At 54.0% G+C, this 26356-nt stretch carries 22 protein-coding genes; 10 read left to right on the top strand and 12 right to left on the bottom strand.

Features of this window, described 5'->3' with window-relative positions; translation table 11 throughout:
* Window positions 1-54 precede the first annotated feature (54 nt).
* The 3 genes from ACYQ8U_RS13785 (at window position 55) to ACYQ8U_RS13775 (ending at window position 3642) form a co-directional block, all read left to right on the top strand.
* Window positions 55-555, top strand: a complete 501-nt coding sequence (locus ACYQ8U_RS13785) for a flavin reductase family protein (RefSeq protein ID WP_459946126.1) — start codon at window positions 55-57, stop codon at window positions 553-555.
* Between the two features lie 417 nt (window positions 556-972).
* Window positions 973-2799, top strand: coding sequence for a DEAD/DEAH box helicase (locus ACYQ8U_RS13780; RefSeq protein WP_459946125.1), 1827 nt, complete (start codon window positions 973-975; stop codon window positions 2797-2799).
* A 45-nt stretch (window positions 2800-2844) separates the two neighbouring features.
* On the top strand, window positions 2845-3642 hold the full coding sequence (locus ACYQ8U_RS13775; protein WP_459946124.1) for a ribonuclease H-like domain-containing protein: 798 nt from the start codon (window positions 2845-2847) through the stop codon (window positions 3640-3642).
* Between the two features lie 21 nt (window positions 3643-3663).
* Here ACYQ8U_RS13775 and ACYQ8U_RS13770 read toward each other — a convergent pair whose 3' ends face one another.
* The 7 genes from ACYQ8U_RS13770 to fusA all read right to left on the bottom strand — a co-directional run bounded on the left by ACYQ8U_RS13770 (window position 3664) and on the right by fusA (window position 11726).
* Entirely contained in the window at window positions 3664-4581 is a 918-nt protein-coding gene (locus ACYQ8U_RS13770) for an MBL fold metallo-hydrolase (protein WP_459946123.1), read from the bottom strand.
* A 26-nt stretch (window positions 4582-4607) separates the two neighbouring features.
* On the bottom strand, window positions 4608-5468 hold the full coding sequence (locus tag ACYQ8U_RS13765) for an HDOD domain-containing protein (RefSeq protein ID WP_459946122.1): 861 nt from the start codon (window positions 5466-5468) through the stop codon (window positions 4608-4610).
* A gap of 179 nt (window positions 5469-5647) precedes the next feature.
* The gene (gene hisA / locus ACYQ8U_RS13760; RefSeq protein WP_459946121.1) at window positions 5648-6433 is read right to left on the bottom strand and encodes a phosphoribosylformimino-5-aminoimidazole carboxamide ribotide isomerase; all 786 of its coding nucleotides are present in this window, start codon (window positions 6431-6433) and stop codon (window positions 5648-5650) included.
* A gap of 120 nt (window positions 6434-6553) precedes the next feature.
* Complete coding sequence (gene ltrA / locus ACYQ8U_RS13755; protein ID WP_459946120.1) at window positions 6554-7822, bottom strand: group II intron reverse transcriptase/maturase; 1269 nt, start codon at window positions 7820-7822, stop codon at window positions 6554-6556.
* A 624-nt stretch (window positions 7823-8446) separates the two neighbouring features.
* A complete protein-coding gene (locus tag ACYQ8U_RS13750; RefSeq protein ID WP_459946119.1) occupies window positions 8447-8593 on the bottom strand; it encodes a hypothetical protein in 147 nt (48 codons plus the stop codon).
* Between the two features lie 204 nt (window positions 8594-8797).
* Complete coding sequence (locus tag ACYQ8U_RS13745; protein WP_459946118.1) at window positions 8798-9493, bottom strand: AAA family ATPase; 696 nt, start codon at window positions 9491-9493, stop codon at window positions 8798-8800.
* Between the two features lie 148 nt (window positions 9494-9641).
* Window positions 9642-11726: an elongation factor G gene (gene fusA / locus ACYQ8U_RS13740; protein ID WP_459946117.1), complete on the bottom strand. Its 2085-nt coding sequence runs from the start codon at window positions 11724-11726 to the stop codon at window positions 9642-9644.
* Window positions 11727-12219: 493 nt separating this feature from the next.
* Here fusA and ACYQ8U_RS13735 point away from each other — a divergent pair, with 493 nt between their 5' ends.
* Window positions 12220-12741 (top strand): rubrerythrin family protein, encoded by a 522-nt coding sequence (locus ACYQ8U_RS13735; RefSeq protein ID WP_459946116.1) that lies wholly within the window; start codon window positions 12220-12222, stop codon window positions 12739-12741.
* An 85-nt stretch (window positions 12742-12826) separates the two neighbouring features.
* Here the strand turns inward: ACYQ8U_RS13735 and ACYQ8U_RS13730 are convergent, their stop codons facing one another.
* Window positions 12827-14065, bottom strand: coding sequence for a DEAD/DEAH box helicase (locus ACYQ8U_RS13730; RefSeq protein WP_459946115.1), 1239 nt, complete (start codon window positions 14063-14065; stop codon window positions 12827-12829).
* A 37-nt stretch (window positions 14066-14102) separates the two neighbouring features.
* A complete protein-coding gene (locus ACYQ8U_RS13725) occupies window positions 14103-15029 on the bottom strand; it encodes a VanZ family protein (RefSeq protein ID WP_459946114.1) in 927 nt (308 codons plus the stop codon).
* 263 nt (window positions 15030-15292) lie between these two features.
* Between ACYQ8U_RS13725 and ACYQ8U_RS13720 the strand changes: the two genes are divergently transcribed.
* The 4 genes from ACYQ8U_RS13720 (at window position 15293) to ACYQ8U_RS13705 (ending at window position 19953) form a co-directional block, all read left to right on the top strand.
* Window positions 15293-16840 (top strand): ABC transporter ATP-binding protein, encoded by a 1548-nt coding sequence (locus ACYQ8U_RS13720; RefSeq protein ID WP_459946113.1) that lies wholly within the window; start codon window positions 15293-15295, stop codon window positions 16838-16840.
* A complete protein-coding gene (locus ACYQ8U_RS13715; RefSeq protein WP_459946112.1) occupies window positions 16821-17903 on the top strand; it encodes an ABC transporter permease in 1083 nt (360 codons plus the stop codon). Before ACYQ8U_RS13720 ends, ACYQ8U_RS13715 begins: the two co-directional genes overlap by 20 nt.
* Complete coding sequence (locus tag ACYQ8U_RS13710; protein WP_459946111.1) at window positions 17903-18823, top strand: ABC transporter permease; 921 nt, start codon at window positions 17903-17905, stop codon at window positions 18821-18823. Before ACYQ8U_RS13715 ends, ACYQ8U_RS13710 begins: the two co-directional genes overlap by 1 nt.
* A 68-nt stretch (window positions 18824-18891) precedes the next feature.
* Window positions 18892-19953: a BMP family ABC transporter substrate-binding protein gene (locus ACYQ8U_RS13705; protein ID WP_459946110.1), complete on the top strand. Its 1062-nt coding sequence runs from the start codon at window positions 18892-18894 to the stop codon at window positions 19951-19953.
* Between the two features lie 88 nt (window positions 19954-20041).
* Here ACYQ8U_RS13705 and ACYQ8U_RS13700 read toward each other — a convergent pair whose 3' ends face one another.
* Window positions 20042-20839, bottom strand: a complete 798-nt coding sequence (locus ACYQ8U_RS13700; RefSeq protein ID WP_459946109.1) for a sulfite exporter TauE/SafE family protein — start codon at window positions 20837-20839, stop codon at window positions 20042-20044.
* Window positions 20840-21236: 397 nt separating this feature from the next.
* Between ACYQ8U_RS13700 and ACYQ8U_RS13695 the strand changes: the two genes are divergently transcribed.
* Together ACYQ8U_RS13695 and ACYQ8U_RS13690 are read left to right on the top strand one after the other, a co-directional pair.
* Window positions 21237-23048 (top strand): ABC transporter ATP-binding protein, encoded by a 1812-nt coding sequence (locus ACYQ8U_RS13695; protein WP_459946108.1) that lies wholly within the window; start codon window positions 21237-21239, stop codon window positions 23046-23048.
* Window positions 23045-24847, top strand: coding sequence for an ABC transporter ATP-binding protein (locus ACYQ8U_RS13690; RefSeq protein ID WP_459946107.1), 1803 nt, complete (start codon window positions 23045-23047; stop codon window positions 24845-24847). The genes ACYQ8U_RS13695 and ACYQ8U_RS13690 overlap by 4 nt, the downstream gene beginning before the upstream one ends.
* On the opposite strand, the gene ACYQ8U_RS13685 is transcribed toward ACYQ8U_RS13690, so the two are convergent.
* Both ACYQ8U_RS13685 and ACYQ8U_RS13680 read right to left on the bottom strand, forming a co-directional pair.
* The gene (locus ACYQ8U_RS13685; protein WP_459946106.1) at window positions 24844-25560 is read right to left on the bottom strand and encodes an ABC transporter ATP-binding protein; all 717 of its coding nucleotides are present in this window, start codon (window positions 25558-25560) and stop codon (window positions 24844-24846) included. The two genes, ACYQ8U_RS13690 and ACYQ8U_RS13685, sit on opposite strands and share 4 nt — an antisense overlap.
* Window positions 25557-26351, bottom strand: coding sequence for an ABC transporter ATP-binding protein (locus tag ACYQ8U_RS13680; protein WP_459946199.1), 795 nt, complete (start codon window positions 26349-26351; stop codon window positions 25557-25559). Before ACYQ8U_RS13680 ends, ACYQ8U_RS13685 begins: the two co-directional genes overlap by 4 nt.
* Between the last annotated feature and the right edge of the window lie 5 nt (window positions 26352-26356).

Genomic DNA, 26356 nt, shown 5'->3' with positions numbered 1-26356 from the left:
TGCACTTGCCTCCATCACACTACAAACTATTTACCCGAAAAAAGGACGAAAACAATGAACAAGAGAGACTATCTGCACGACGCGGCCACCATCATGGAATGTATCAAAAAGGGTGCTTTTCTCACCGTCAAGGCCGGGGAGCAGCTCAACACCATGACCATCGGCTGGGCGACCATCGGCTACATCTGGCAACGACCCGTTTTCATGATTGCCGTCAGGGACTCACGGCACACCTTCACCCTGCTCGAACAGACAGATAATTACACTGTGTCCATCCCGGTGGGAGAGGGGTATAAAGAGGCGATCATGTTCTGCGGCACCAAATCCGGCCGCGAATTCGACAAGTTCAGCGAATGTGCCTTAGCCACCAAACCGGCGCAGCAGGTCCAATCGCCGATCATCGACATCCCGGCTATCCATTATGAATGCACAATCATCTACAAATCGACCATGGACCACAATTTCATGGACAACAGTCTCGAAAAACTCTACCCGAAAAAAGATTACCACACCCTCTATTTTGGTGAGATTGTCGCCTGCTACGAAACCGTTTAACGGCCATCCCCACCTTCTGTTTGCCCGGCACACTAGGCAAACAGAAGGTGAGTGGCAAAAGAATGCGCTGTAACACCCTCTTATCGCACATTGTTTTTCTTGCAATATTTTTTTGGACACAGGCCTTGCGCAGGACTTTCCCGACGGATTCCGTGACAAAACCGAAGGGCCTCTTCGATATAAACCTTGCAAAGTGACGACAGTTCTGGTATTTAGCCAGGTTCTTTATAGTTAGTGTCAGACCAGAATATAGATTTTTGGGGAAGTTGCGCAAAACCTGGACGGACACGAACACATCGGCCGCTGAGAACCGCTGCATGGTTTTCATTATTGGGAGGCCGATACTTCTTTCCTGGGCAGGCTTTACACAACAAGTTCTTCTTTTGGAATCAACCCATTTTATCTATAGGTATTTCTATGTCTTCCGAGTATGAATCAACGCCGTTTTCTTTTGCCGATTTTGACCTTGCCGCACCCCTTCTTCAAGCCGTGAACGAGGCCGGGTACGAAACCCCGACACCTATCCAGAAAGAGATGATCCCCCATGTGCTGGCGGGCAGAGATGTCGTCGGCCAGGCGCAGACCGGTACCGGTAAAACCGCTGCCTTTGCCCTGCCGCTTCTGTCCATGCTGCAGCCGACGAAGGACAAGAGCCCGCAGATTCTCGTCCTTGCCCCGACCCGGGAGCTGGCTATCCAGGTGGCGGAATCGTTTACCGACTACGGCAAGCATCTGAAAAATTTCAATGTCCTGGCAATCTTCGGCGGCCAGGATTACAACATCCAGCTGCGCCAACTGCAAAAAGGTGTGCAGGTCGTCGTCGGCACCCCTGGCCGGGTCATGGATCACCTGCGTCGCGGCACACTGAAAGCCACGGCCATCCACAGCCTGGTCCTCGACGAAGCCGACGAGATGCTGCGCATGGGTTTTCTCGACGATGTCGAATGGATCCTCGAACAGCTGCCAAACAGAAAACAGACCGCACTCTTTTCGGCCACCATGCCGCAGAATATCCGCAAGATCGCCCAAAAATATCTGCACGAGCCGGTCGAAATCACCATAAAAAATAAAGCGGTCACCGCCCAGACCATCAACCAGCGCTGCCTGATTACCGCCGGCGGCCTGATGAGCAAGGTCGAGGCCCTGTCACGAATTCTCGAGGCCGAAAGCTTCGACGGCGTCCTGGTTTTCGTGCGCACCAAAATACAGACTGCGGAAATTGCCGAACAGCTCACCGCCCTTGGCTACCTGGCCGCTCCCCTGAACGGCGATATCCAGCAAAGCCAGCGGCTGCGCACCATCGACCAGCTGAAATCGAAAAAAATCGATATCCTCGTCGCCACTGATGTTGCCGCCCGAGGTCTTGACGTTGAGCGGATCAGTCATGTGATCAATTTCGACATTCCTTTTGATACCGAGTCCTACATTCACCGCATCGGCAGAACCGGTCGGGCCGGCCGCAGCGGCGAGGCGATTCTGTTTGTCAATCCGCGTGAACAGTCGATGCTGCGCTCCATTGAACGGGCAACCCGGCAAAAGATCCAGACCATGGCCTTGCCGTCCATCACCGACATCAACAAAAAACGCATCGACAACTTCAAAGAGAAAATGACCGGTGCTCTCCTCGGCGATATCGCCTTTTATGAGAAGCTGATCGAAGAATACCTGCAGGAGACCCAGGCGGATCCGCGCCGACTGGCGGCGGCCCTGGCCATGCTCACCCAGGGCAACACCCCGCTGTTAAAGCCTGAACCGAAGTTCGCCCCCATGGCCACGACGGTAAGTCGGCGCAGCGCCCCGGAAAATCGTCGGGGCATGGCGGAAAACCGCCGCACCAAGGTTGCGGAAAATCGCCCCAGGGCCAGAAAAAACATGGCCGTACAGCTCCCGCCGGAAGAGGGCATGGAGCGTTTTCGTATCGAACTCGGCAACGACCAGGGAGTCAAGCCGGGAAATATTGTCGGGGCCATTGCCAACGAAGCGGATATCAACAGCAAATTTATCGGCCGAATTGCCATCTATGACAGTTACAGCACCGTCGACCTGCCCTTCGGCATGCCCGAGGATATCCTGCGCGTACTGCAGCGGGCCCGTATCGGCAGCAAGGCGATGAAGTTACAGAAGATAAGCGACGACGCATCGATTGCTGCACCGCAAGCCGTCGTGCAAAAGCCGAAAAGAAAAAGTACCGAAACAAGAAAAAAAGACCAGCACAAAGGTGTGTCGGCAAACGCCGCGCTCTAACCACTTATGCTGCAGCACACCTTCTGTCACATTCCCGGCATTGGCATGAAGACCGAAAGAAAGCTCTGGGAGGCGGGCATTACCCAGTGGGCACACTGGCAGACGCCATCTCCAATCCGGTTGCCTGCGGCTGCCCGACTTGATGCGGCCAGGGTGCTTGACGGCTCCCTGGCCGCCCTGGAAAACGACCCGATTTTCTTCACCGGGCGACTTGCCAGCACCGAACCCTGGCGGATTTTTCCGCATTACCGACATCGCACCGCCTACCTGGACATTGAAACCACCGGCCTCGACGATTATGCCGAGGTGACGACCATTGCCCTCTATGACGGCCACGAGGTGTTCACCTATGTCAACGGCAGGAACCTCGATGATTTCGCCGATGATATTCAGCAGTACCAGGTGATCGTCAGCTATAACGGAAAAAGTTTTGATGTCCCTTTTCTCGAGAGATATTTTCGTATCCGGCTGGAGCAGGCGCAGATCGACCTGCGGTATGTGCTGGCCCGGCTGGGCTTTAAAGGCGGTTTGAAGGGCTGTGAAAAACAGCTGGGCTTACACCGGGGCAACCTTGATGGCGTTGATGGCTATTTTGCCGTGCTCCTCTGGCAGCAATACCGGCAAAACAACGACGAACGCGCCCTGGAAACCCTGCTTGCCTACAATATCGAAGATACGGTCAACCTGGAACGGCTGGCCGTTGAGGCGTACAATCGAAATGTTCTCGACACCCCTTTTGCCTCCGAACTGCTGCTGCCCTGCCCCACGCCTCCGCCCAATCCCTTCGTCGCCGATTATGACTGTATTGCCGCGATAAGGCGCAGGCTGCCATCGTATTGGTGAAAATAGGGCTGAACACAGCGATTACAGGTCGATTTCCATCCCTTCCCGGGCATAAAACACCTCGGTGTCGCCGAATTTTCCCGGCTGACAATACATTTTCGCCAACTCATCCAGCTGGGCATCACTTCGGTCCGGATCATGGTGGAACATGGCAAGTTTTTTCACCCCGGCCCGGTTGGCCGCAGCGATAGCATATTCCATCGTCGTGTGCCCCCAGTTGATCCGCCCGCCGTACTCGGCATCGGTATACTGTGCATCGTGGATAAGCAGGTCGGCGCCGGCAAAGAACTGTTCGATCGCCAGGTTCTGCTCCATGGCCACCTCCCTGCCCTCGAAGGCCATGGCCTCGTCGTAGGCCGGATGGTCCGGGTCGGTAATGAAAAGATTGCGAAAGGGTTCGGTATCGTAGCAGGTGCAGACCACACGACCCTCGTATGCAAAGCGATAGCCGAGCGCGGTGATCGGATGGTTAAGCAATTTGGTTGCCAGGCGCAGACCACCGCCCAGATCTCTATCCGGATCCTCCTTGAGCCGGACATATTCGACATCGGAGGCCAGCTCCCCTAGATTTATGGGGAAGTAGCGATATTTCATCTGCCCGCCGACAACCTCTTCTAGAGGATCATCCTCAAAAGACACCGGCCCATACACTTTTAATTGCGTGCCGGGAATATAGATGGGCGTAAAAAAAGGATAGCCCATGATATGGTCCCAGTGGGTATGCGACAAAAAGATCTCCGCCTTGATCGGCCCCTTCGGCAGATCGTTGGCCATGAGGGCGTTGCCGAGCAGGCGAATACCCGACCCGGCATCAATAATGACTATCCTGTTATCCGGCCCGACCCGCAATTCGATACAGGCAGTGTTGCCGCCGTATTTCTGGGTCGTTGACCCTGGACTGGGAATTGACCCCCGGACCCCCCAAAAGCGAATCTTCATTTACGAACCTTCATGTGTGCTCCGGGTTAAATGTTCAGAAAGATCTCGGCTTTTTGTATTTCTTCGACCACCCGGTTCCCTATGCCGCAAAATTCCTCCCAGGAAAGACCGACCTCGGTCAGCAAAGGGCCGATCTCTTCTTCTTTGGGAAAAGGATTGCCGGCAGAGCCATGATCAAGAATATTGGCATAGACATTACCAAGAGCAACGCAGGACAGCTGTTGCCCCAGTTGTCCGGTGAGACCTTTTACCTGATGGTGGCTGCCAATACAGGTACTGATAACCTGATTGAGTTTCCATTTTTCAGCAATCATCAGCCCAACTTCCTGGTGGTCGATGCCCATGACCTCCAGCTCCACTTCATTCAAGGGCAGCTGCTCAAATCTGGCAATGTTCAGCACTTCAATATATTCGTCGCCGAAGGGAACCTTACCGAGATCATGCAGGAGCCCGGCAAGAAACAGCTCTTCCCTTTCCATGACCGGGATGCCTTTTGCTTCGCCAAGCAGTTTGGCACTCACTCCCGCGCCGATGGAATGGGCCCAGAACTTGGTGGTCGGCAAGGCACGGGATTTTTTGACCCCGGCAACACTGCGGATAATGGCGGTACTGAGGGCCATATTTTTCACGGTGTTCATGCCGAGCATAGTAATCGCTCTGGTCAGCGAGGTGACCTTGTTGACCAGGGAGTAATAGGCCGAATTGATCAGTTTCAGTACCTGCCCGGTCAGAACCGGATCAAGGGAGATAACTTTATTCAGTTCATTCGGTGACGCATCGGTGCGGCTGCAGATCTCCATGACCTTGCCGACCGTTGTTGACAGACTGGGCATCTTTTCAATAAATCTGTCAATATCCCTTCTCTGTTTGTCTTTATTTATGGCCATAACTTCAGTGAAAAGAATCGTACCCGTGCACCGGAAAACATGAAAAACAGCACATGCTCCGCACTGCAAGCATTTGCCGGTGCCGCGGACATGCGCGTGATGCGGCGGTCATTACTGCAAAACAGTGTATCGAAAGAAGCCGGCAAGGTCAAGATTCGAACGGACACCACCGTTCTTTGTCAACGTCGTGCTGCTTCCATTTTCCCCCCACGACAATAGGCCACGGCTTGCCTGTAGGTCAGTTGTTTGCCGCCAAATATATCCAGCGCGCTGCCGATAGTGACATCTATTCGATCCTTCCCGGCCTCTTGCACCAGCTGCAGATCGGATAAATCTCTCACTCCCCCGGCGTAGGTAGTCGGCAGAGGACTCCACTCGGCCAGTTTTTCCACCAGCTCGCGGTCGATGCCGGCGCATTTTCCCTCGACATCGGCAGCGTGAATGAGAAATTCATCACAGAATCCGGCCAGTTCGGCCAGAACATCCGCGGCAAGGATCACCTCGGTGAATTTCTGCCACCTGTCGGTGACGATAAAGTAGGCATTACCTTTTTTTCGACAGCTCAGATCGAGGACAAGCCGTTGTCGGCCAACCGTGTCGGCCAGTTTTTTCAGCCGGGCCATATTGATCTTACCGTCTTGAAAGACATAGGAGGTAACAATGACATGCGAAGCACCTTTGTCCAGCCAGGCTCCGGCATTGTCGGCAGTAATGCCTCCACCGAGCTGCAGGCCGTTCGGCCAGGCGGCAAGGGCCTGCTCGGCGGCCAAATTATTGCCTGGTCCAAGCATGATGACATGTCCCCCGGTGAGATTATCCGCCCGATACAGCTGCGCAAACCACGCCGCTGATTTTTCGGCGACAAAATTGGTCTGCACTGCCTCCGGGACGGCATCGTTCAACGTCGAGCCGACAATCTGCTTCACCACGCCGCCGTGGAGATCAATACACGGTCTGAATTTCATAGCGTCACCTTCTCCATACTGGACATATCGAGTAGGGTGAGGTGGGTTAATTATGTCCACCTCATCCCTCTCCCAGAACCGTACGTACGGGCCTCGTATACGGCTCCTGTTTATTTTCCTTCATATTGAAACAGAAATACCGGTTTTTACAGCACTGATATCAAAGAGCCAATGATCTCTATGCAAGCAATCATTGGGGATCGCGTAATGGCTCAACGGACAAGCCGCGTTTGCCCAGGAGTTCATGCGAATTGAATCAAACTCACCAGTATAGCCACGTTGCCTCAACTTGCGGTGAAGTCTCTTTGGCTTTTTCCACAAGTTCAACTGAATGGCTCGCAAACGCCTTCGTATCCACGATGACAGCGTGTGCAATACTCTACTGCAATTAGCTATCCGATAATAGAATGCAAAACCCCGTAATACAGGATTAAGATCGTCAATGATCATATCCAGATTGACCGGGATATTTCGCCTTGTCATTGCTTTCACTTTCGCCTTGAAGGACTTTATCTTCCCTTCTTGGATCTGGGTATAAGAGGAGCATATCAACACTCCAAGGAACTTTATACCCTTCCTACTATGGGTGATATGGGTCTTTTCTCGGTTTACCGTGAGAAGCAGATCTTCTTCCAGATAACTGCTCGCTTTGGCAAGAGCATTTATTGCTGCTTTCTCTGACTGACAGAGGATCAGAATATCATCCGCATAACGGACAATTCGGTGTCCACGCCCTTTCATGAACTGATCGAAAGAGTCAAGATACACGTTGGCAATCAGCGGGCTGATAACTCCACCTTGCGGACTACCCGTCTCGCTGGCCTGCCATTCATCTCCTACCATAACCCCGCTTTTCAGAAACTTCCCCAGTAAAGCCAGAATACTCCCGTCTTTTATCCGTTTACGAAATGATGCAATTATCAGATCATGATCCAGCGTGTCAAAACATTTGGACAGATCCATATCGACAACCCATTTCCGCTGATACTCACGGATAAACAGTGTCGCTTTGGTTATTGCATGGTGGCAGCTGCGACCAGGACGGTAACCATAGCTTGACGGATGAAACTCCGGATCAAATATTGGTTGGAGAATATCAAGCAGAGCCTGCTGTACTACACGATCACGGACTGCCGGGATGCCAAGCAACCTCACTCCTCCTGCCGGTTTGGGTATCTCCACCCGACGCACTGGCTGGGGCTGGTAGCTCTTCTCTCGTAATTCCGTCAAGAGTTGATCTATGTTGCTGGTCAACGATTCAGCAAAATCTTTTATCGATTGGCCGTCTACGCCGCCGGCACCTTTCGAAGATTTTACCTTCAGGAACGCTTTGACAAGATTACTCCTGTTTAACATCCTGTCGTATAAACTATACCAGACTTTGACCATTTCTCTTGTCCTGCGTTTTCGTCTTCCTGTTTAACATACAAACTTTGGATCTTCACAGAAATCCTGCTGCCTTCTAGCCCAAGGGCAATGTACAGTGGGGGCTTCTGCTACTCCATTGAACAGCCAAAATCAGCAGAGTTCCTTTCACGGTGTACCGCTGATAGCGCGCCTCGTTCCGTCGAACGACTTATGTCCAGCTTGTATGGTTTACCAAGCTCCTGAAAACCTTCAAATAAACTTCATCCCTTCGCAACTGATATAACTTTTGGCCATATCAGCTCCAGACGAACAGGCCGCCTGGTCATTCCGGTTTTACCCTCCACACTGTTGCCAGCTTTCACAGGCCGGAACTTCATCACTACTACGGAATCATCTGCCACCTCACATCGCTTCGGTTAGCCTTGAGTTACCTCTTGTACCTTCCTATCCCTGCAACTACATTGACTTATGGGAACAATGCAAGGCTTCCCCGGTTAAGGCGAACTCCCTGCGAGCAATCGCATCCTCAAACACGCTACGGGACTGACCAGGTATCGGGCTTCACGCTATTTTGCACGTTTACCCTCCCGTAACGCCGAATCAGGTTCGCTTACGCTATGTACCGCTCACTTCCTATCGCTTCCTTCAGACCCTGCCGTTACCAGCAACGCCCTTGCGATTCGGATTGTCTTCCCCCTGGTCGGGGTGACACCTGCGTTCCGCAGGCTGGGTTTGCCCGCCATGCCGGGCAAACAAAAAAACGGGATGCTTTTTCAGCATCCCGTTTTTCATCCTGCAATCCTTCCATGAGCCGACTCCGGCAAAAGGGCCTTCTCAGAAAATTTTCTAGACCCTAGGAGATTGGCCGAGAATAGGCATTTTTTCTCAGATCAAGGCATTTCAGAAAAATAAGCACAGCCATATACATAATATTGCGAGCATTATTTTTCTGAAATAACGCGGAGCCGGGGAAAAAGGGTATTCTCGGTTAGTCTCCTAGACCTGTTTGATAAGCATCGTCGATGGATCAAGCATCAGCGTGGAACCGGGATCAACCGAACAGGTGTCACACTTGACTATATTCAGTTTCATGGAATCCCCCTCAGGTTTGATCAGCAGGATGGTATCGAACAGCATATCCACTTCATGACAGGGAGCCGGAACACCGTCGAGGCTGACTCGCTTGTCATCCCGATGGCTGAGTGCCGAGAACCAGATCATTTTCAGACCGCGCGTATTCATGAAATCGCGCAGCTCCTCAAGAGATTCCTTGTCGTTTTTTTCAAAATCATACCCGTCAATGATCAGACATTCCGGCTTATAGATATTCTGCTGCACCAGGTCATCCAATCTTTCTTCGAGCTTGGCCTTGGAGAAGGAACTCTCCTTGAAAGTCATAATCATGCGATTTTTCATGACTTCCGGTATAGACTCAATTTTCTCTCCATCGGTCAGCAGGGAAAGAATGTCATCGTACCAGGTTCGAGTCTTATCGACTCCCTCGCCGATCGACACATGCAGCACTTTATTGCCGAGCAACATACAATCGAGGGCGAATTGCACCAAAATTGCAGTCTTACCCAGTCCGGCCCTGGCCATAACCAGGCCCATCATTGCCTGCCCCGTTCCGCCCGCCTTTTCCTCGAGCCCAAGAGCTCGAAGTGGATTATTAACTATCAGCTCATTTCCCATGGCAGTTCACCTTTTTAAATTCCTTTCAACCTGCATCGTTCGTGCAGTCGTTCGTATACTGTTACCGTCTATAAATACAGTCTATCAATTCAGTCTACCAAATCAGGCTATCAACAGACTCTAGTTGTAATCTGAAGCAGAAAGTTTATCAACTGTTCTTCCGCTCGTCCTGGTACTCTTTAACCAGCTGCTCACTGACACTCTTCGGCACCTGCTTGAAGGTGGCAAACTCCATGGTGAACTCGGCCTTGCCCTGGGTCAGTGAACGGAGGGTGGTTGAATAGCCGAACATCTCGGACAGCGGCACCTCCGCCTCAACAACCGAGTAGTTGCCTTCCTCGGTGGTACCGATAATCATGCCGCGTCGCTGATTGATTGAGCCCATGACCGAACCCTGAAACTCGGAGGGTCCCTCAACGGCAACCTTCATTATCGGTTCCATGATAACCGGTTTTGCCTTGAGATAACCTTCTTTGAAGGCACCTATGGCAGCCAGCTGAAAAGCCACATCGGAGGAGTCGACGGCATGGTACGCACCATCATTGATGACACAGCGGACGCCGGTAATCGGTGCACCGCACAGTGATCCCTTCTCAATGGATTTTTTGAATCCTTTATCACAGGATCCGATAAATTCACGGGGAATAACCCCACCGACGATACTGTCGACGAATTCGTAATCGCCTTCCGTAAACGGTTCCAGATAGCCCGCAACCCGTCCATACTGCCCAGAACCACCGGTCTGTTTCTTGTGGGTATAGTTGAAATCCGCCCGCTGGGAAATGGTCTCACGGTAGGAAACCTGTGGGGCGCCTACCTCGACCAGGGCGCCGTACTCGCGCTTCATACGTTCGATATATACTTCCAGATGCAACTCGCCCATGCCGGAGATAATGGTCTCGCCGGTTTCATGGTCGACAAAGGTCTTGAAGGTCGGATCTTCTTTGGTAAACCGGTTCAGCGCCTTGGACATATTGACTTGCGCCTTATTATCGACAGGTATTACCGCCAGGGAAATGACCGGCTCGGGAATATGCATCGAGGTCATCGAGCAGGAGATTCCCTCGGAGGTGAAGGTATCACCGGAGGCGCAATCGATACCGAACAGGGCGACGATATCCCCGGAACCGCACGAATCAATCTCTTCCATCTCGTTGGAATGCATGCGGCAGAGACGGCCGACTTTCACTTTCTTGCCGGTCCTTCTATTGAAGATCGTGTCCCCTTTATTCAACGTGCCCTGATAGGTTCGCGTATAGGTCAGCTGACCGTAGCGTCCGTCTTCCAGTTTGAAGGCGAGCATAACAAGAGGATCCTTGGGATCATTGCTGACCGGGAATTCTTTTTCGCCGTCATTCAGATCAAGGGCCATATTGACAATATCCGTCGGGCAGGGAAGATAGCTCTCCACGGCGTCGAGTAACGACTGAACGCCCTTGTTCTTATAGGCTGAACCAACGAGAACAGGGGTGAATTCAAGGGTAAGCGTTCCTTTACGGATGGCGTCATACACTAATGCGGGATCAACCTCGCCACCTTCGAGCAGGGCCTCCATCAGCTCCTCGGAGAACATTGACACTTCTTCGAGCAATGCCTCGTGCTTTTCCTTGGCTTCTTCCAGCATAGCTGCGGGAATCTCTTCTATGCGGATATCCTCCCCGCTCTCCCCATCGAAATAAACCGCCTTCATGGTGATAAGATCGACGACACCTCTCAGGTCACTCTCTAAACCGATCGGCATCTGCAGCAGATGGGCGTTCAGCTCGAGTTTTTCCCGCAGCTGCTTGGTCACTTTTTCAGGATTGGCACCAGTACGGTCGCATTTGTTGATAAAGGCAATGCGGGGAACATTGTAGCGGGTCATCTGCCTGTTTACCGTGATTGACTGGGACTGCACCCCGCCAACCGAACAAAGCACCAGCACGGCTCCATCTAAAACCCTGAGAGCCCGCTCAACTTCAACGGTGAAATCAACGTGGCCCGGGGTATCAATGATATTAATGTCAATATCTTTCCAGGAGCAGTAGGTTGCGGCGGACTGAATGGTAATACCACGCTCTTTTTCAAGTTCCATGGAGTCCATCTTTGCCCCGACACCGTCTTTCCCGCGTACCTCATGGATCGCATGGATCCTCTTGGTATAAAACAGGATACGCTCGGTCAAGGTGGTCTTTCCCGAATCGATATGGGCGCTGATACCAATATTTCTTACTTTCGATAAATCCTTACTCATGGCTGCTGTCCTCTGCAACGTTGCAACCGGCTTCCATCCGGCCTCGCTTATAAAAAGCTGTGGGAAAATAAAAAAGTAAGGAGTTGCAGCAAGCTGCAACTCCTTACTCAACTGACTCAACGGGTACTTCTATAATACATGGCCACCATAAAATGATGTCCATTTGGTAGTTGCTGCACACGAACAACCCTTCTTAATACATTAAGTGTCAGATAAAAGCTATATAAAAAATCACCCCTATCATCTTTATATTCCGTTATTCTTGCTTCCCCTTTACCGGTGGTAAGTAATATCTCTCTGCGGCTTGAACTACCGCTTGTCGTACGATAAAGCAACAACAGCCGTTGGCATGGCAAAAAGCCCGCTATACAAAAAAAATCGTTGACAGGAAAAATACTTTCTTGTAAATAGGAATCATTATTGTGAAGGCAATAACTCAGCTGTGTTCTTTGGACACCGCCCTCGACACCCAAACCCATATATGGAGGATTACATGAGTAAAACCATTGAAAACTTAAAGGCTGCATTTTCAGGCGAATCACAGGCCCGCAATAAATACACCTTTTTTGCCAACGTCGCCCGCAAGGAAGGATATCATTACGTCGCCAAAATTTTTGAAGAGACGGCCTTTAATGAAATGCGTCATGCCAATGATCACTTTAAGCTTCTAAATGGAATCGGCGATACGGCGGCAAATCTGAGAGAGGCCGTTGAAGGCGAAGATTATGAAACCGTGACCATGTATCCTACTTTTGCCAAAGAGGCCGAAGCAGAAGGAAATATGGAAGCCGCCATGCTGTTCAAGCAGATTGGTAAAATTGAAGCGGAACATCGCGAACGATACAAAAGGTTGCTTGAAATGGTGGAAAAAGGAACTGTTTTCACCCGCGAACAACCCATCAAATGGCGCTGCTCTCTCTGCGGTTACACCCATACCGCAACCGAGCCACCAGTAAAATGCCCAAGCTGTCAGCATCCGAAAGAGTTCTATGAACCTGCCGACATGGATGTCTAAGCTATAACTAAAAAATCCCGGTTGTGTGCCCGCCGACACAACCGGGGTTTCAGCCTTTTTTCCCTGCTGGTCAAATCCCTCCGTATCACTTCCGCCCCTTAGGTCGCACCGGCGCTATGGCCTGCTTGGGCTTTTTCGGTTTCTTCGGCTTTTTCGGACGCTGGGGTATTGGCCGGGTTAACGGGACGTTATGCGTCGGAATAAAACCGTCCTCCACCTCGCGCACCAGCGCCTGGCCGATGAGACTCTCGATTGCCGCGAGATGTTGCACCTCATCGGCACTCACCAGTGAAACAGCCTCCCCCGCCACCCCGGCCCGCCCGGTACGGCCGATGCGATGGATATAATCCTCGGCAACCTGGGGCAGATCAAAATTCACCACCTGGGGCAGTTCATTGATATCGATACCCCGGGAAACAATGTCGGTTGCCACCAGGACGCGAATTTCTCCCGCCTTGAAGGCGGCGAGGACGCGGCTGCGCTCCTGCTGCCCCTTGTCGCCGTGCAGCGCTGCGGCGACGACGCCGTCGTGCTCCAGCTTCTGCACCAGCCGATCGGCGCCGTCGCGTGTTCGGGTAAAAACCAGCACCTGCTGCCAGCCCCGGTCGCGCACCAGGTGACTGAGCAGGCCCGCCTTCCTCTTTTTGTCGACCTCGTACAGGCACTGCTCGACACTTCTCGCCGGACTGTTTTTCGGGCCGACCTCTATCCTCAGCGGGTTTTTCAGCAGCGTCTCAGTCAATAGGCGGATCTCTTCGGAAAAGGTGGCGGAAAACAGGAGATTTTGACGTTTTTTCGGCAGCAGCGCGATTATTGCCCTGATATCATTCAAAAAACCGAGGTCGAGCAAACGATCCGCCTCGTCGAGCACCAGCGTCTCCACCTGGGCAAACCTGACGGCATTCCGGCCATACAAATCAAGCAGTCGTCCCGGGGTCGCGACCAGCACATCAAGGCCGCGGCGCAGTTTCATCATCTGCGGATTAATCTTCACCCCGCCGTAGACCACCCCCGAGGTCAGCGACAGATATTTGCCGTAGATTGCCACACTCTCGGCCACCTGTACCGCCAGCTCACGGGTCGGCGTCAGGATCAGCACGCGGATATGATTGGCCGGCACGGCCCTGCCGCCGGCAAGACGCTGCAGCAGGGGCAGGACAAAGCCGGCGGTCTTGCCGGTGCCGGTTTCCGCCGCGGCCATGACATCTCTGCCGGAAAGCACCGCCGGCAGCGCCTTGATCTGAATCGGAAAAGGAGCTCTATAGCCCTGTTCACCAAGAACACGAAGGAGAGGTTCGGAGAGGCCAAGATGAGAAAATGACATAAAATGGTTTTGCGCATTGAGGTTATTGGAAAAAGACTTACAACAGACGGACATTATCGAGAAACAGCACACGCCGCTCCTTTTGCTGCACGACAAAAACGCCGAAACCACGGATTTTCGTCACATCCATTGGGCGCCCCTCGGGCGCGGCAAGAATATCCGCCATGGGGATGATAATTTCATTCCACCCCTCGGTCAAAAGGGTACGGCCATTGTACCGATTGCCAAAGTTCTGCATTTCGCCTCGGTGGAGAGCGTCATGCACACGGTAATGCAGGGTCAGAGGGTGACCAGGATTAAAGACATGAAAGGCCAGGGCGCGTCGGCCCTGCCAGTCGCCGGGAAAATACTTTAAGGCCACCCCGGAATATTTATCGGTGGTCAGGGTGATCCGCGCCGAAGAGTTGCCCTGCACACGCGGCAGCGTCACCCGCGACAGCTCAACCCGGTCACTTGCCCAGCGGCGCAGCTCAATCGAAGTCTCAAACCCGGCGAGCAGGGGGAAATCCCGGCCACTGCGATATTCATCGACCAGAACGCGGCCAAGCGGAACGAAATTGACACACACAAGAGCAATCGACACCACCACCGTGAGCGTCGCCTGCAGGCGAGGCAGGCCTCGACCGGCCCGCCAGAGCAGGGCGGTGGCCCCGCCCATCAGATCCATGCCGACATCGCCCCAGGAAAAGAACCGATCAGTGATAAGCAACTGCAGCAACTCGGTGCCAAAAGCAAGGCAGGTCACGGTGAGAAATGCGGCGCCTATTCGGAAATAAAGCGACCGATGCATGGAACACCAGTAGCTGTCCTGCACCAGAATGAATACTATAAAAAAGAAGAAATGGCCAAGATTCCACAGCTCCTTCACTGATCGTCGACTGTCATAATCCGGTCCGCCGACGAAGAAAAAGGGCAAGGCCAGCAGCAGTATATAAAGGAACCACCTCCGCTGGTCTTTGATCATATTGCGCACACCATTCCTTGTTGGAGAAAGTATTTTGTTGTTTTGTTCCGGCTGTCTTATTGGTAAAGAAGAACAAAGAGCCACCGCACCGGTGACGAATTCAATTGATATACTGCCAAAAAAATATAATAAAAGAACAAAATAAAGTAGGTTGTGTCAAAGGGCCGCATTGGTGCGAAGCCAGGATGCGCATGTACACACGCATGTATATTCTACCCTCTCGTGTCACTTAGAAATAACGCTTACCTCTCAGCAACACTTGCATGAAAGACAATTGTCCATATTTAATCGAATTACAGGGCATGACCAAGGCATTTCCCGGCGTGCTTGCCAACGACGCGGTTGATTTAAAAATAAAACCCGGTGAAATTCATGCCTTGCTGGGGGAGAACGGCGCCGGGAAATCCACTCTGGTGAAGATGATCTACGGCATCCTCAGACCGGATGCCGGCACTATCCTGTTCAATGGCAGGCCGGTGACGATAGACAGCCCGGCCCACGCCCGCGACCTCGGCATTGCCATGGTGTTTCAGCACTTTTCGCTGTTTGATTCCCTCTCCGTCGTCGAAAACATTTCACTGGGAATAAACCGGGCGGTTGATCTGAAAAAACTGGCCGGTGAAATTACGGAAATATCCGAACGGTACGGCCTGCCTCTCAATCCGCATCGGCATGTCTACACCTTATCCGTCGGCGAGCGGCAACGCATTGAAATAATCCGCTGCCTGCTGCAGAACCCTCGATTGCTGGTGATGGATGAACCGACCTCGGTGTTGACCCCGCAGGAAGTGCAGAAATTGTTTTTGACCTTGAATCGCCTGGCCGAAGAGGGCCTGGCCATCCTCTATATCAGTCATAAACTCGATGAAATAAAATCCCTCTGCCACCAGGCGACCATCCTCCGCCTCGGCAAGCGTATCGGTACGGTCGCCGTCGATACGGAGAGCACCTCGTCGCTGGCCATGATGATGATGGGCGAAGAAATGGAAAAAATTGCCCGGGGCCAGTCGGTCGCCACCGGAGCAATACGCTTGAAGGTCGACAACCTGACGCTGCCGGCAATGGATAATACCGGTATCTCCTTAACCGATATCCATCTTGAGGTGCGCGCCGGAGAAATCGTCGGCATCGCCGGTGTTGCCGGCAATGGCCAGGATGAACTGCTCAAGGCCCTGAACGGAGAAGAGAGCTGTCAATCGGCGGCGAGTATCATGATCGAAAACCGGCCTTCCGGTAAACTTGGCCCCAACGCCCGACGCAAGGCAGGCATGGCCAGTGTCCCGGAAAAAAGACTGGGTCATGGGGCCATCCCGGACATGGATCTGGTCGACAATGCCTTTATGACCGGATTTCAGCGCATGGGCCTGCTGGCAAAAGGCCTCATCAATTACTCGAAAACCAGAAACTTCGCCCAGAAGGTCATCGCCGATTTCGGGGTGAAGACCGCAGGCGCCAAGGTGCCGGCCAACAGCCTGTCCGGCGGCAATCTGCAAAAATTTATCATCGGCCGGGAACTGACCCAGCAGCCGGATATCCTCATCGTCTCCCAACCGACCTGGGGCGTTGATGCCGGGGCGACACAGACGATACGTCAGTCGCTGCGTAAACTGGCCGACAGGGGCGCTGCGGTACTGGTTATCTCTCAGGATCTCGACGAATTAATGGAAATGTCCGACAGAATCGGGGCAATCTGCGGGGGGCGCCTATCGCGATTTTATCCTACCGCGGAAATGACCGTTGAAAAAGTCGGGCTGCTCATGGCTGGTGTCTCGCTGGAAAAAGGAGATGCCCATGTGGCCTCATTTAGTTAGACGCCGTCTTCCTTCCAAAGCGATGGTCTATCTGTCGCCGGTGCTCGCCCTGCTGCTGTCCATGCTCGCCGGGATCATCCTCTTTCTCATTATGGGTGTTTCCCCCCTTGGCGCCCTGCACGCCTTTTTTATCGAACCCCTGTCAACTGTCTATGGCCTGGCCGAGCTCGGCGTCAAAGCCACCCCGCTGGTCTTGATCGGGGTGGCCCTGGCCTTGGGGTTCAAGGCCGGAGTTTGGAATATCGGCGCCGAAGGCCAGTTAACCATGGGCGCCATATGCGGCGGGGTGGTGGCACTGTATTTTTATGGCCAGGAGGGTTTTTATATCATCCCCCTCATGTTAGCTGCCGGCGTTCTCGGCGGCGTCGCCTGGGCGGCCATCGTCGCCTTTTTGCGCGTCCGCTTCAACGCCAACGAGATTCTCACCAGTCTGATGCTCAGTTACGTCGCCGGGCTGTTGTTGAACATGCTGATGCACGGCCCCTTGAAAGATCCGGAGGGTTTCAATTTCCCCGAATCCAGGCAGTTCAGTGACTCGGCATTGCTGCCTCTTCTGCAGGAAGGAACCCGCCTGCATATCGGCGCCATTATTGCCCTGGTCGCCGTCGGCCTGGGCTGGCTCATCCTCTCCCGAACCCTGCTTGGCTATCAGATCAAGGTTGCCGGCTCCGCCCCGGCGGCCTGCGAACATGCAGGCTTCAGTCACGCGAAGATCATCTGGACGACCCTGCTTCTCGGCGGCGGCATGGCCGGATTAGCCGGAACCATCGAGGTTGCCGGCCCCATCGGCCAGTTGCTGCCGAACATTTCCCCCGGCTACGGCTTTACCGCCATTATCGTCGCCTACGTCGGGCGACTGCATCCGCTCGGCGTGCTGTTTGCCGGGTTATTGCTCGCCTTAACCTATCTGGGCGGAGAAACCGCACAGATTCAACTCAATTTACCCGTCGCCGTGACCGGGGTGTTTCAGGGATTGCTGCTGTTCTTTTTACTGGCCAGTGATGTCCTGATCCTCTATCGTCTGCAATTCGGCATGGCTGCCCCGGCGGTGGAGAAAAGCTGATGGATTTACTTATTCCGGCAATGTTAACGATTATCACCGCGGCAACACCGCTGCTTTTTGCCGCCCTTGGGGAAATGGTCACGGAAAAATCCGGGGTATTGAACCTCGGGGTGGAAGGCATGATGGTGATGGGGGCGATAATCGGCTTTATTACCGTGCACGCTTCCGGCAGCGCGACCGTGGCCATTATCGCCGCCGTCCTTGCCGGGACATGCATGGCGGCAATTTTTGCCATGTTCGTGCTTACCTTCCACGCCAGCCAGGTGCCTACCGGCCTGGCCTTGACTATTTTCGGCATTGGCCTCAGCGCCTTGATGGGTCAGGGCATGGTCGGTATCGCCTACCAGGGCATGCCTAAAATTGCCATCCCCGGTCTCGCTGCCCTGCCGGTTGTCGGCACCCTGTTTTTTCAACAGGATTTCCTCGTCTACCTGTCAATCGTCATGGTTGCCGCCATCCATTATTTCTTGCATAAAACCCGGGCAGGTCTCATTCTGCGCGCCGTGGGCGATTCCCATGATGCCGCCCATGCCATGGGCTACTCGGTGATCAAGATCCGATTCATGGCGATACTGTTCGGGGGGGCCATGGCCGGACTGAGCGGAGCCTACCTGTCACTGGCCTATTCGCCGATGTGGGTCGAACAGATGACCGCGGGTCGCGGCTGGATTGCCCTGGCCCTGGTGGTTTTTGCCTGCTGGCGCCCCGGCCGCGTCCTGTTTGGCGCCTACCTGTTCGGCGGCATTTCAATTTTGCAGTTACATGCCCAGGCGCTGGGCATCGGCATCCCCTCCCAGGTCATGTCGATGCTGCCGTATCTGGCGACGATCCTGGTTCTGGTGATCATCTCCAGGGATGTTTCCAAGATCAAATTAAATGCCCCGGCAAGCCTGGGCCGGCCGTTTCATCCGAGTCGTTAATCCAAATGTTGTGTATTGGCAGCTGTATTTTTTATCATTAACTTTTATCATCTAAAAAAGGAGAAAACATGCTGAGAAAAATGGTATTTTCATTGATGTTCGCCGCGACCCTTGCCGTCGGCAGCAGTGCTTCCGCGGAAACGAAAGCGGCTTTTGTCTATGTCGGCCCGATCGGCGATCATGGCTACAGCTACCAGCATGATCAGGGCCGTCTGGCTGTGGAAAAAGAACTGGGCATCAAAACTTCCTATGTCGAGAGTGTCCCGGAGGGAGCGGATGCGGAACGGGTTATCCGTCAGCTGGCCACTGCCGGCCACGATATTATTTTCACCACTTCCTTCGGCTTTATGAACCCGACCCTGAAGGTCGCCAAGCAATTTAAAAATATCAAGTTTGAACATGCCACCGGCTACAACCGTGCGGACAATGTCAGCACCTATTCCGCCCGGTTTTATGAAGGCCGGACAGTACTCGGCACCATTGCCGGCAAGATGACCAAATCAAATGTCGTCGGATATATCGGTTCTTTTCCCATCTCGGAGGTTATTCGCGGCATCGATGCCTTTACCCTGGCCCTGCGCAAAGTCAACCCCGAGGCAACCGTCAAGGTTATCTGGGTGAACTCATGGTTTGATCCAGGCAAGGAAGGCGATGCCGCCAAGGTCCTTATTGACCAGGGTGCCGACATTATCACCCAGCATACCGACTCACCGGCACCTTTGCAGGTCGCGGAAAGCCGCGGTGTCTACGCCTTCGGCCAGGCCTCGGACATGAAGGCCTTCGCCCCGAAAGCGCAACTGACCTCGATTGTCGATAACTGGAGCAACTATTATATTGACCGGGTCAAGGCAGTGATGGATGGCACCTGGACATCGACCGACACCTGGCATGGCCTGAAGCAAGGGATGGTCGAAATGGCGCCGTACGGCGAGGCCGTTCCGGCTGATGTTCGTCAAGCGGCCGACGAGGTGAAGCAGGCGATTATCGACGGAACCCTGCATCCGTTCCAGGGTCCGATCAAGAACCAGAAAGGTGAACTGGTGGTCAAAGCCGGAGAGGTTATCTCCGATGAAGAGCTGCTTGGCTTGAACTGGTATGTCGAAGGGGTTGAGGGCAGTATCCCCAAATAATCAGACTACCTCCCAGCACCAAATCTGCTTCCCAAAACGCACGGTCTGCATGACAGATCGTGCGTTTTTTTCGTCAATGGGGACCGCGTCAGATAACCCCGAGCAACATCTTCGTCGCCACGACAAGGAGCAGCAGGGCGAAGATGCGCTTCAAGCGGTCCACCGGCAGACTATGGGCCAGTTTGACGCCGAGCGGCGCGGTCAGGACACTGACGGCGGCAATGCCGACCAGAGCCGGCAGATAGACATACCCGACACAATATTGCGGCAGCGTGGCGACATTCCAGCCGTTGACGATATAACCGACGGTGCCGGCTATGGCGATGGGCAGGCCGATCGCCGCCGAGGTGCCGATGGCGTGATGGACCGGGATATTGCACCAGAGCATGAAGGGTACCGACAGCGAGCCGCCGCCGATACCGACCAGGCTGGACACTACGCCGATACCGTTGCCCACGCCGAACATGCCGAGTTTCCCCGGCAGTTCACGTCCGCCTTTCGGCTTTTTATTGAGCAGCAGCTGCACCGCCACGACGTAGAGAAAGATAACAAAAAACACTTTCAAGAAATTGGTCGACATGGCCGAGGCAAATGAGGCGCCAAGAAAGGTGCCGAGGAGGATACCGGCGACGATCCGCTTCACCACATGCCAATGTACCGCGCCCCGCCTGTGATGGGCCATAAAGCTTGACACCGAGGTGAACATAATACTCGCCATGGAGGTGGCCAGGGCCAGATGCATGGTCAGCTCGGCAGGAATATTGTTGAGAGCAAAGACGTAGACGAGCATCGGCACAATGACCAGGCCTCCGCCGATACCGAGTAACCCGGCGAGAATTCCGGCAATGGCGCCAACGGCACAATAGGTGATGAATGTGAGAAGCATTATTTCGAAGATGTAAGTTTTTACGAGTTATGAGGGATAAGCCTTACGTGTGACCGGCTATTGTATCGCTAAGCTTGGCGCATTGCAAGCAGGACGAGCAGTTCCATGCAAACAAGTCTGGAGAATACACAGTATTTTACTTAGCCATCCTGTAATCCGCCTCGTAAAAACTTCGATTTTCGATGGATGCGTCAAAAGCTTCATATTGGAGGCGTGCAATTTTTCTATTATTTCGGCGTACTGAAGTACGTCGTAATGATAGAAAAATTGTAACAATGAACAAGATGAGGAGTTTTTACGACGCCATTAAGGGTGACATTTAGACAATCGGTCATTATTATCTGCGACTGTGCGCATTTCGTACACCCATATATCTATAAAAAATTTAGGCTATAACTTGAGTTCAACTACCTCCACTGCCGCTAGCCAGACCGAGACCAGGCGGGTGCCCTTTTCACAGCTTCGTGAGCTGCTGCTGCCCACCTACCGCAGCCATCGCCTGCGCCTGGCCGTCGGCTTTGCCGCCCTTGTCCTCGTTGATCTGCTTCAGCTGACCATCCCGCGAATTATCAAATATGCGGTCGACGGCCTGGAAACGATGACCATCTCAACGACGGGGCTGCTGCGTCTTGGCGGGCTGATTCTCCTCATTGCCGCTGGGGTGGTCGCCTTGCGCTTTGTCTGGCGCTACTTGATCATCGGCTTTTCCCGTCTGCTCGAGCGGGCGGTGCGGAACCGGATATTCGCCCATATTCTCAAGATGGACATGCCGTTCTTTGAAAAACACACCACCGGCGACCTGATGGCCCATTCGAGCAACGACCTGGCCGCCGTGCAGATGGCCTGCGGCATGGGTATGGTCGCGGCCATCGACGCTTTGGTCATGTCTCTTGCGGCCATCGGTTTTATGATCGCCATCCATCCCCTGCTCACCCTGCTGGCCCTGCTGCCGATGCCTCTTCTGGCCGTGTCCACCCGCATTCTCTCCGGCAAGCTGCACAAACGCTTTGCCACGGTGCAGGAACAGTTTTCCGCCCTGACCGAATTCTCCCGTTCAACGCTCATCTCCATCGGTCTGATCAAGGCCTATACCATGGAGAATTTTCAAACCGACCGATTCGGCCGAATCGGCAAGAAATATTTTCGCAGCAATCTTCGCGTTGCCGCCATCCAGGGGCTGATCAGCCCGCTTGCCACCCTGGTCGGCAGCCTCGGCATGCTGATGGTTCTCTATTTCGGCGGCCGGCTGGTCATCGACGGCAGCATCAGCCTCGGCGATTTCGTCGCCTTCATCACCTATCTGTACATGCTCATCTGGCCGATGATGGCCATCGGCTGGGTGGCCAATCTGGTGCAGCGAGGGCTCACCTCCCTCGGCCGCATCCACGAACTGGTCACCAGCCGGACCGTGCTGCCGGACCCTGTACTGCCGACCGAGCCGGCAATGTTCCGCCGGCCGGGTTTTGCCCTCGAAAATCTGACTTTTTCCTATTCTGCCGACTCTGCTCCGGTGCTGAAAAATCTTACCCTTTCCCTTGGCCCGGGTATCCATGGGATTACCGGCCGGACCGGTTCCGGCAAATCAACCCTGTGCAAGCTGCTCGCCCGGCTGTATCCGGTGGCCGACGGGAAACTCTTTTTCGGCGGCGTCGATGTCAATCAGCTGCCCCTGCAGTTCATCCGCTCGCACATCGGCTATGTCGGCCAGGAGCCGCTGCTGTTTTCCGATACCATTGCGGCCAATATTGCCCTCGGCCGGGAGGATGCCAGCCGGGAGGAGATTATCGAGGCCGCCATCAATGCGGCCATCCATGACGATATTCTCACGCTGCAGGACGGCTACGACACCATGACCGGGGAACGCGGCGTGAAACTTTCCGGTGGTCAGCGGCAACGGCTGGCCCTGGCCAGGGCTTTGCTGTGCGACCGGCCGGTACTGCTCATCGATGACGGGCTGTCGGCAGTCGATGTGGCCACCGAGCATGAGGTTTTCGCCGGTCTGCGACGGCACTTTGCCGGAAAAACCGTTCTGATCGTCTCCAATCGCATCAAGCTGCTGTCGATGACCGACCGCATCATCATCCTGGCCGATGGCACGATAGAGTGCCAGGGCAGCCACGAGCAGCTGCTTCTGGAAAATATTCTCTATCAATCGATGTTTGATAAACAGATGACGCAAAACGGCAGCAAGGAGACGTCGCTGCCATGATGGACTACGGCTACAGTGAAAAGGGGCAGCAGGGTTCACTCAGCGATTTCCATCTCTGGCAAAGGATCTTTCACTTTTCCGCGCCGTACTGGCTCGGCCTGGCTTCTGCCGTGCTCATCTCCATACTCATCACCTGGGCGACCCTGACCCTGCCCTATCTGGTACAGACCGCCATCGATAATCACATTACCGCCTCGACCGTGTCGACCGAGGAGCGACTGGCCGGTCTCGGGATTACGACGCTGCGCTACGCTCTGCTTATCGTCGGCATCTTCTTTGCGTCGTTTTGCCAGATTCTCATCCTCGAATGGGTCGGTCAATCGGTGATGCACACCATCCGGCAGCATCTTTTCCGCCACCTCCTGCATCTCGATCTACGGTTTTTTAACAATAATCCGATAGGCCGACTGGTGACCCGGTTGACCAACGACATCCAGAACATGAACGAGATGTTCACCTCGGTCATCGTCACCCTGTTCAACGACCTCCTGCGCCTGGTCGGGATACTCGCCCTGCTGTTCTGGATGAATCCCCGGCTGGCCGGCCTGATGGCCCTTTTTGTACCCATTGCCCTTTTTGTGACTATTCTCTTTGCCCGGCTGGCCCGGGAGAGATTCAGGGAAATACGCAGCCAGCTGGCCAAGCTGAACAGTTTTCTGTCGGAGATCATTTCCGGCATCGCCATCATTCAGCTTTTCGGCCGACAGAAATCGAGCAGGGAGACCTTTGAACAGCTCAGTGAAGGCTTTCTGCACCGCACGCTGCGGCAGATCAAACTTTTCGGCTTCTTTATGCCGCTCACCGAATTTATGAGTTCCGCCGCCGTGGCCATTATCCTCTGGTATGGCGGCGGTGAAGTCCTGCAGCAGCGGCTGACCCTGGGCGAACTGGTCGCCTTTATCTCCTATATGCGCCTGTTTTTTCAACCGCTCCGGGAGCTGGCCCAGAAATATTCCGTCGTCCAGTCGGCGATGGCCTCCGCCGAACGTATTTTTCAGCTGCTTGACACCAAAAGCGAGATCAGGCAGCTGCCGCAACCCCAAAAGCTCGACAAGGTAGCCGGCCGGCTCGAATTCAACCATCTTCGTTTCGGCTACAGCCCGGACAATCCTATCCTGCATGACGTTTCGCTCACCGTCTATCCTGGACAGACCGTGGCCCTGGTCGGCACCACCGGATCGGGCAAGACAACCCTGGTCAACCTGCTGCTGCGATTTTATGACCCGCAGCAGGGAGCCATCCGCATCGATGACCAGGATATCACCGGCCTGGATGTGCAGCAGCTGCGCACCATCGTCGGCGTCATTCTGCAGGATGTGTTTATTCTGCAGGATACCCTTTTTGCCAATATCGTCATGGATACCGGCTGCTCACGGGAGAAAATTCAGGCAATTCTCGACCAGACAGGCATGAACCGTTTTGTCGACAAACTCCCGTCGGGGCTGGATACGGTTATCGGGGAAGGGGGACTGGAACTGTCCACCGGGGAAAAACAACTGCTCTCGTTTGCCAGGGTGCTGTGCCGCAACCCGGCCATTGTCGTCCTTGATGAAGCAACGGCGGCCATCGACACGGAATCGGAGAATATCCTCGAACAGGCCATAGCCGACAGCTTCAAGGGCCGGACCTCGCTGGTCATCGCCCACCGACTGTCAACCATTCGGCGGGCGGACCATATCGTGGTCATGGCCCATGGCAGGATCGTCGAGCAGGGCAGCCACGAGGAACTGCTGCAGCACGGCGGACACTACGCCCATCTCGTGGCCATGGACCTGGAACAAGAGCATTCATCCCTTTAGGAGACACCAAGATAGGCCTTTTGCACCTCCTCATTATCCCGCAGATTGGCCGCAGTATCGGTGACGGTGATCTCGCCGGTCTGCATGACATAGCCGCGATGGGCGATGGACAGGGCCATCAGGGCGTTCTGCTCGACCAGCAGGATGGTTGTCCCGTGGTTGTCATTGAGTTCCTTGATGATATCAAAGATCAACTCGACAAGAATCGGCGCCAGCCCCATCGACGGTTCATCGAGCATCAGCAGATGCGGATTCATCATCAGACCGCGGGCGATGGCGAGCATCTGCTGTTCGCCGCCGGACAGGGTGCCGCCGAATTGATCGATACGCTCCTTCAAGCGTGGGAAAAGCGAGAAGCCATATTCCATCCGCTCTTCAACCAGCCTTCTGTCGCTAATGGTAAAAGCGCCCATTTCCAGGTTTTCCTTGACCGTCAGGGTGGGAAAGATGCCGCGCCCCTCCGGCACATGGACCATCCCCGAATGGACAATCTGATGCGGCTCTTTTTTCGAGATATCCTTTCCCATAAAGATGATCCGACCCTTTTTCGGATGCATCATGCCGGAAATGGTCCGCAGGGTAGTACTCTTGCCGGCGCCGTTCGAGCCGATCAGAGTGACGATCTCTCCTTCGTTGACCTCGACGGATATGCCCTTCAAGGCATGGATCTGGCCGTAGTAACTGTGGATATTATCTATGTGCAGCAGGCTCATTTCATTTTCTCCTCATGCTGTCCGGCTACAGCTCCGCGGCCCAGATAGGCCTCGATGACCCGGCTATTGGCACGGATTTCCTGCGGCGTCCCCTCGGCAATTTTTTCCCCATAATCCATGACGCAGATGTCTTCGGAAATGTTCATGACAACGCGCATATCATGTTCGATCAACAGAATAGTTATGCCCATGTCCGCCTTGATATTGCGGAACAGGCGGATGATATCCTCCGTTTCCTGGGGATTCATCCCGGCAGCCGGCTCATCGAGTAACAGCAGCAGCGGATCGGCGGCAAGCGCACGGGCAATCTCCAGCCGGCGCTGGGCGCCATAGGGCAGATTTTTCGCCAATTCGTTTTCCACCCGCTTCAGGCCGACATAGCGCATCAGCTGGATCGCCTTTTTTTCCGCCGCCGCTTCTTCTTTTTTGAAACCAGGCAAACGAAAAAGCGTCTGCAGGGGCGACTGCTGTAAATGGATATGCATGCCGACCAGGATATTTTCTATAACCGACATATCCGGAAAGAGGCGAATATTCTGAAAGGTCCGGGCAATGCCGCGCGCGGCGATCTGATCCGGCCGAAGACCGACGAGGGATTTACCGTTGAAGGTGATGGTCCCGCCATCGGACTTATAGATGCCGGTCAGGGTATTGAAAAATGTCGTTTTCCCGGCACCGTTCGGTCCAATTATCGAGACAATACGGCCTTTTTCGAGCGAGAAGGTGACGTCGCTGATGGCTTTCAAGCCACCAAAGGTCTTGGTCAAATTGTTAATTTCCAGTAAGGCCATGGTCA

Source organism: Desulfocastanea catecholica (assembly GCF_054657295.1).
This window is presented reverse-complemented; position numbering and strand designations above follow the sequence as displayed.